The sequence below is a fragment of the Bacteroidales bacterium genome (assembly GCA_018334875.1).
Classification (GTDB): domain Bacteria; phylum Bacteroidota; class Bacteroidia; order Bacteroidales; family UBA12077; genus JAGXLC01.
This window is the reverse complement of record JAGXLC010000249.1, coordinates 1-6169: the sequence shown is the minus strand read 5'-3', so window position 1 is coordinate 6169 and position 6169 is coordinate 1. Positions and strand designations below refer to the sequence as shown.

Genomic DNA, 6169 nt, shown 5'->3' with positions numbered 1-6169 from the left:
CTGCCAGTGGTCTCTTTTCATCATCGGCCGGGGATATTCGGGCAGGGCATTATCGGGTCCCACCTCTTCGGCCCAGGGCGTAAAAAGCGGATTATCGGCCTTCTGATAAGACTGAGCCTGCGCTTCACTTGGTGTTGCACAGCTCAGACTCATTACAAGCATCATAAAAACGGTAGGGAATAAATTTTTCATAAGCATCATTTAAAGGTTATCAGTATATAACGGGTATGTTGTAATGGTTTCATTTCTCCGTATCATCTTCACTTTTCCTCAAACACATCCACCTCGAAGAAATAGTGCGTTCCATGCCAGTTTTTGTCGGCGATCCACATGATGTGCCGATATTGGTTTGCGCCATCGGGGAAGGTCATGGTGGTGCGGCTCCAGGCATCGCTCCAGAGCACGCCTTCGCTCTTACGATGAGCCCCCAAATAGGTCCAGCCGTTGACAGCAGGATCGCCCTTAACCGTAGGACCGGGATCGTTGGTCCCCCAAACCGTATAGATGGGTATGCCATAGAGGGTAAACACCGGCGAGGTAAACGAGAGGCTGTCCATGGCCAGGGACTGTTGCAGGTCCATCACATAGCGGCCCTGCCCGTTGTCGTACCAGATCACCTCGTCGAAGGTTTTCCGTGTCTTACCGGATCCGTCGAAAAGATCCTGGAGCAGGATCTTTTCAGCACCAACTGCGGCACGGGTATAAGCTTCTCCTTCGGGATAATACGTCATAGTTACCCCATTGAGTGAAGTCAGGTTGGCATAATCCTCCCGAGAGATCTGTGAAAAGATTTCATCCCGGTTGTGCAGCCTTTGCACGCTGAGCTGGGCCTGGGGTTGCAGATCTTTACCGGGCCAGGATTCCTCCTTCACTTTAAATCCCTCCCTGTTGGAAAGATCATCATAAAGGGGGCTCAGGGCACCTGCCGCATCATTGGGGTTGCGGGCCGCTGTGGCGGCAAAAACCAGGATGTCGGGATTGTCAGGCAATTTTAGGGTTGAAGCGCCGCTGGGTATATCCAGGGCATACCGGTATATATAGGAATACTCGTAGGCCACGTTCTTATCCGGGGTGTGGTGATGGGAACAATACCAGGCAATCGGATCCCGTCTGATGTAGCCGGGCTGGACTTTTTTCACCTCTCTTTGTTCGGGGGTGCGGAACACCCGTTTGTCCCACTGTCCGACAAACCCGGTCCAGGGCTGGATAGACAGCTCTTTCCCGGCAGAACCCAGTTCAAAACGGCCGTTGGTTTCCTTCTTAGCAGCTGCCAGCAAATAAAGTGTGTTGTGATTGCCTTCGGGCAGATCCAGTTGCTGACCCCGACATTCCAGGGCATTCATCTCTCCTACGGCACCGCTACCCAAGCTGAATGCTACATCATCGCTTACAATTGTCGACGGGATCATCTCTGCCGGATAGGTTCCGGAGGAATCCCCGATGGATCCATCGGAACGGTTGTCATCACCCGAGAATACATCTACATTATAAGGAATTTTCAGGGTCTGATAATCGGGTTGAGAAAGGTTTCCAGGATAATTCCTGAGTTTCACCGAGATGCTCCGGATGGCATATCCTTTCATATCCAGTTCCAGGTTGCCGTTGGGAACATCCAGTTCGCGGATCATTCTCTCCTGCCCGTCCACCTCGCTGGCTTGCCTGATGGGTGGGCCCAGGTCGAGGGTGACATCCCTGGTGGGATTGCCCGAGAGCTCCTGCAGCCGGATGATATAGGATTCACCATCCTCAGCTTTTTTGACGGCCCGGATGGCCACCTCATCGCTGCTCAGTCGGGCAAAGGAAAAGCTTCTCCCCAGCTGCCCCGGATGTTTGGGCACGGTGAAGGCCTGCATGGGTTGGTTTACAGCAAGTCCTCTCCATTCGGTGTTGCCCTGGTTCCAGTTACCCGGGTGACCGTACAGGGCATAGGTAAACCGGTGGGTTCCGAAGTCCTGGGTAGCCTGGTCAAAGTAAGTATGGGCCACCGGTGTATGCAACAGGGTCAGCCGGATGGTGTTGCCATCGGGTTTATCGGAGCCGAACTTGCAGTCCTCCAGGATGGATACGCCAAAGGTGCCGCTGGTATCGGTCAGGTCGATCCACTCCCGCGAGGGTACTTCATATTGGCGGGAGTGGTTGCTGGGCCGTTCTATGGTTCCCAGGCCCAGGTTGTATCGGGCATGGAAGTTATGAGCCGTAAGGGGAAACAAGGCCTTAAGGGTGGTTCCCTGCGTCTTCCAGACCACCTTGTTGTCGAACATCAGTCTTTTTCCTGCCTTGCCCCGGGCCAGGCTGACGGTTTGCCGGAAGGTAGAGCCTCGGCTCTGCCGGGTTATTTCCAGGGAAACGCGCACGGGACCCTTTTCGATGATGCGGATCTCCGGGTCTCCTTCCACATAGCCTGTGGGTTCGTGGATCCTTTCCCGCCACGACATGTTCCATGCCGGCCATCTGCGGGGGTTGGCCTTTAAGAAGGCCAAGCGGATGGGTGATTCCAGCAACTCGCGGCCCAGGCGTTTGTCATACACCGAAGCCACATCGCCGTGCTCATTGAGAGTAACCCGGTAATAATCGTTCTCCAGGGAGTTTTCCGTTACCCTTAAATGGTGGTACATGTCGAGGGTCTCTTCCTCCCGGATGTCATATACGGCATAGCCGGCGGAAGACACCGTGGCAAGAAAGATCAGCCGCGTGTTTCCTTCTCCGGAGGAAAGGATCTGAGCAGGCACGCGGTTGCCCTCGGGATCATAAACCGCCAAATCTTCATAGTCCTCACCCGGTATGGTGGCTTCCACCACATCCTGACGTTTTTGGGAGACCGGATTGTACACCACTACGGGTTGGCCTTTTACATCGGTATCCAGGGCCCGGGTAAAGGCTCCCGTGGCATTTTTCTCCACCTGGGCCAATCCGTTCATGGCAATCACCTCATCATTCCAGGCATAATGGTATGCCGAGGGGATGCTGGTGCCCGGTATAATATCGTGCATCTGGCTGCCCAATATCAGCTCCCAGGAGTCATTCAGTTTGTCAAAAGGATAATCCAGGGCTCCGGTCCAGTCGGCCATCACTGCCAACAGTTCTGCCGATTGGGCCAGTTTTTCGTTCTTGCGATTCCATCGTTTCATGTACGCCTGTGAAGTAATGGAGGCTGCCGAATGCTCGGTAAGCAGAAAATCACCCTTATAACGGGGTAGGCTGTCGCGGATGGCGGGTGTGATATCCTGGTACATCCGGTCGCTGGAGGCCGGTATGACCTGGATGTCGCTGTCGGGATGATCCAGGGAATTGACCATGTGGCGAACATCTTCCTCACGCGGGGCACCGCCAATATCTCCCACACCGTAGTAGCTATAACCGCCATAAAAGCCATACTTTTCCCCTGTTTTTCCCAGGTAACGGCTGAAGAAAGAGGAGGTATCCACCCGGGGCTCCACCTCACCCCCATAACTGCGGATGCTGTTAGCCATGATCACCGAGTTGCCGTCGGGACCTTCCCACAATCCCACATTGAAAGGAACACCCACAGCCGAACCCCATTTCAGTTTCTGGGTCGAAAAGCCTTTGATGCCGCAATGGGCCCAGACAGAAGGCAAGTGGGCCTGGAATCCAAAACAGTCCGGCAGCATGTAATCCACGCTCTCCTTTCCAAATTCCTCCCGGAAATATTGGTTGCCATATAGTACCTGGCGTATGACCGATTCAGGAGAAGGGGCATTCACATCCCCCTCGTCCACCGATGAACCCGAAACATGCCAGCGTCCCCGGTCGATGTATTTTTTCAACCTTTCGTAGCGGTCGGGGTAATATTCGCGCATCAGCCGGTATCGGCGCGAACCGGTAAAATTAAAGACATATTGGGGGTATTTTTCAAAAAGGGCAAAATTGTCGTCCAGTGTATTTTTCAGGTACTCGTTGATGGTGGTGGGGTAATCCCATCTCCATTCGGTGTCGAGGTGGGCATAACCCACCAGGTAAAGCACTTTGTCCTCCGTCAGGTCGTAATCGCGGTTGGTCTGGGCAGACAGGGATGTGACGAAAAGCATCAGTGCCGCCCCCAGAATGGGTGCAAAGGATCTCATGATCGATGTATTTTGGGGATGAAAGTTTGCATTTGAGACCCAAAATATACAAAAATCGATGGAGTAAACCTATTCGGACCGGATCCTGCTTTCGGCTAAACCCCAGGGTTGTGATCGCCAAAAACCCGTCATGCCCCACATTTATTCATTCAAAGGCTTGGTATCCGGGAGGCAGACGCATCAGCGGAAAAGGATATCGAGCCATTTTACCTCCTGCACCCAGAAGAGGGGTTTCTGATGCATGCACAACACCTGCCAGAGCAAGTCATTCTGGCTCTATCGTGATATAAAGTATCGGCTCCGAAGATGAAGGAACCTTAATATGCAGCACTCCGGAATTCTTAAAAGAATACTCCTTCACCTTAGTTTGGTGTCCATCGATGTAATGGGTTTTATAGACCTGATAATTACCGGGGGCAAGTCCTTTTACCTGCATTTGCATATCCTGTCCGAAAGCCTCCTTTCCGGGCAGGTTGGCCCATACAGCCACTACCACCTTATTATCGACCTGAAATGCATAGTTTGTAAACACCCAGGGAGCAAAATAATTGATGGCCGCGGTATCACTTGAGAATATGCCGTAACCGGTCTTTACGGTATGGGGGTAGATGGCGGTGGTATCGCCGGAGCCCAGCAAACGGGATATGGTATGCAGGGCCTTCCCCCTGGAAGAAGGGACAATACGGCCTTCCTCACGGGTAAGCATATCCCTGGGATGATTGCCCTCCGACATGTGATACCAGAAAAGCTTGTACTGATCGCGAAAGTGCCAGTTATGGTTTATGCTCCAATGAATGGGGGGAATGACATACCGCGCCACCCACTGCTCCAAAGGGGGATGTTCCCAAGGATCAAGCGACACAAAACCTTGCTCGCCTGCCTCCACGCCAGCAAATCCGGCTTCGGTATTCCATATACCTTCCAGTTTTCCGGGTTCAATCCATTTGGAAAAAACATAATCGTAAAACCGCATCATATTATCGGCATAGGGTTGCCTGGGTTTTTCGACATCTCCGTGGGGATAATGGATGGCCAGTATATCGATGTATTTCCAGGCATCGCGGTATGAAAGCCACCGGTTGATGTCGCGAATATTAGAAGCCACGTTTTCTGCGTGTTTACGGGGCCTTTGGCGGGGCGGCCAGGAATCCAGGGGCCATTCGGTAGTGAAAGACGGGCCCACCACTTTTCGATCGTGGGCATGAATGACCCTGGCAGCGGGAATAAGAATCTTATCAACGTATTGCTTGTAGTTGGTATCGGCTCGCAGGAACCAGTCAATGTTGGGCTCGTTCCATACCTCAAAATACTTGACATCCGGATAGCGCTCCACCACCCTTTTTACGTATTCTTCCCATTCGTGGATCATATCGTCTGCGGGAGGATAACGATTCAGATCGTCTGAGCCCTCCGGACCGGAGGAGGCCCAGGGTGCAGTATGCCCGATCAGAGGAAGCACCTTTATACCATGCTTCTTAGCGCTTTCCACCAGCTGGTCATAGCTTTCAAAATCATATACATCTCTTTGCGGCTCCTGCTGGTGCCAGCGGGTTCCCACCCGCGCCCATGTAACCCCGGTGGACGAGGCATAGGGATGATATTCGGCCTTCAAATGAGCGGCTCCCAGAAAATGGCGAATATGACTCGATGGCACATGCGCTTCTTTCTGGGCCTTCAAAAGGCCCATGGGATTGACTGACAAGAGAAAAGTCAATAAAATAGAAAGGATTATTGGGTAATGAAATTTAGGAGTAGCCATGATAAATAATTTATTCACAATGAACAGATCTGCTTTAATAGGCTTATGCAACATACAATAGAATTGAAAGCGTCAATACTTTGCCATATATTGATTCATTTAGCAGGAAAAAGATCAGCGGAAAAGGATATCGAGCCATTTTACCTCCTGCACGCCGGGTCTCAGGTGGCGAACCAGTGCCTCCACGTGAACGGTCCAGCAATCGCCCGGGGCCAGGCTTCGTGGCCTGGGACGCACGTGGCTGGCCAGGCTTAAAGCCTTCACTGCGGCAGGATCTCCCGTGATCTTTTCCTTCCATTGGGTCCACGACCAGCCGCTGGCTTCCCCG

Annotated in this window: 4 protein-coding genes; all 4 read right to left on the bottom strand. The window is 52.6% G+C overall.

The genetic code is table 11. From position 1 onward, the window contains the following. Nucleotides 1–192 (bottom strand): hypothetical protein (locus KGY70_15540; GenBank protein ID MBS3776609.1); only part of this gene is annotated, 192 nt, incomplete at its 3' end. A 68-nt stretch (nt 193–260) separates the two neighbouring features. Further along, complete coding sequence (locus KGY70_15535; GenBank protein MBS3776608.1) at nt 261–4082, bottom strand: alpha-mannosidase; 3822 nt, start codon at nt 4080–4082, stop codon at nt 261–263. Nucleotides 4083–4347: 265 nt separating this feature from the next. Beyond that, on the bottom strand, nt 4348–5841 hold the full coding sequence (locus tag KGY70_15530; protein MBS3776607.1) for an endo-1,4-beta-xylanase: 1494 nt from the start codon (nt 5839–5841) through the stop codon (nt 4348–4350). A 114-nt stretch (nt 5842–5955) separates the two neighbouring features. After that, nucleotides 5956–6169: hypothetical protein (locus KGY70_15525; protein ID MBS3776606.1), on the bottom strand; the 214-nt coding region annotated here is incomplete at its 5' end.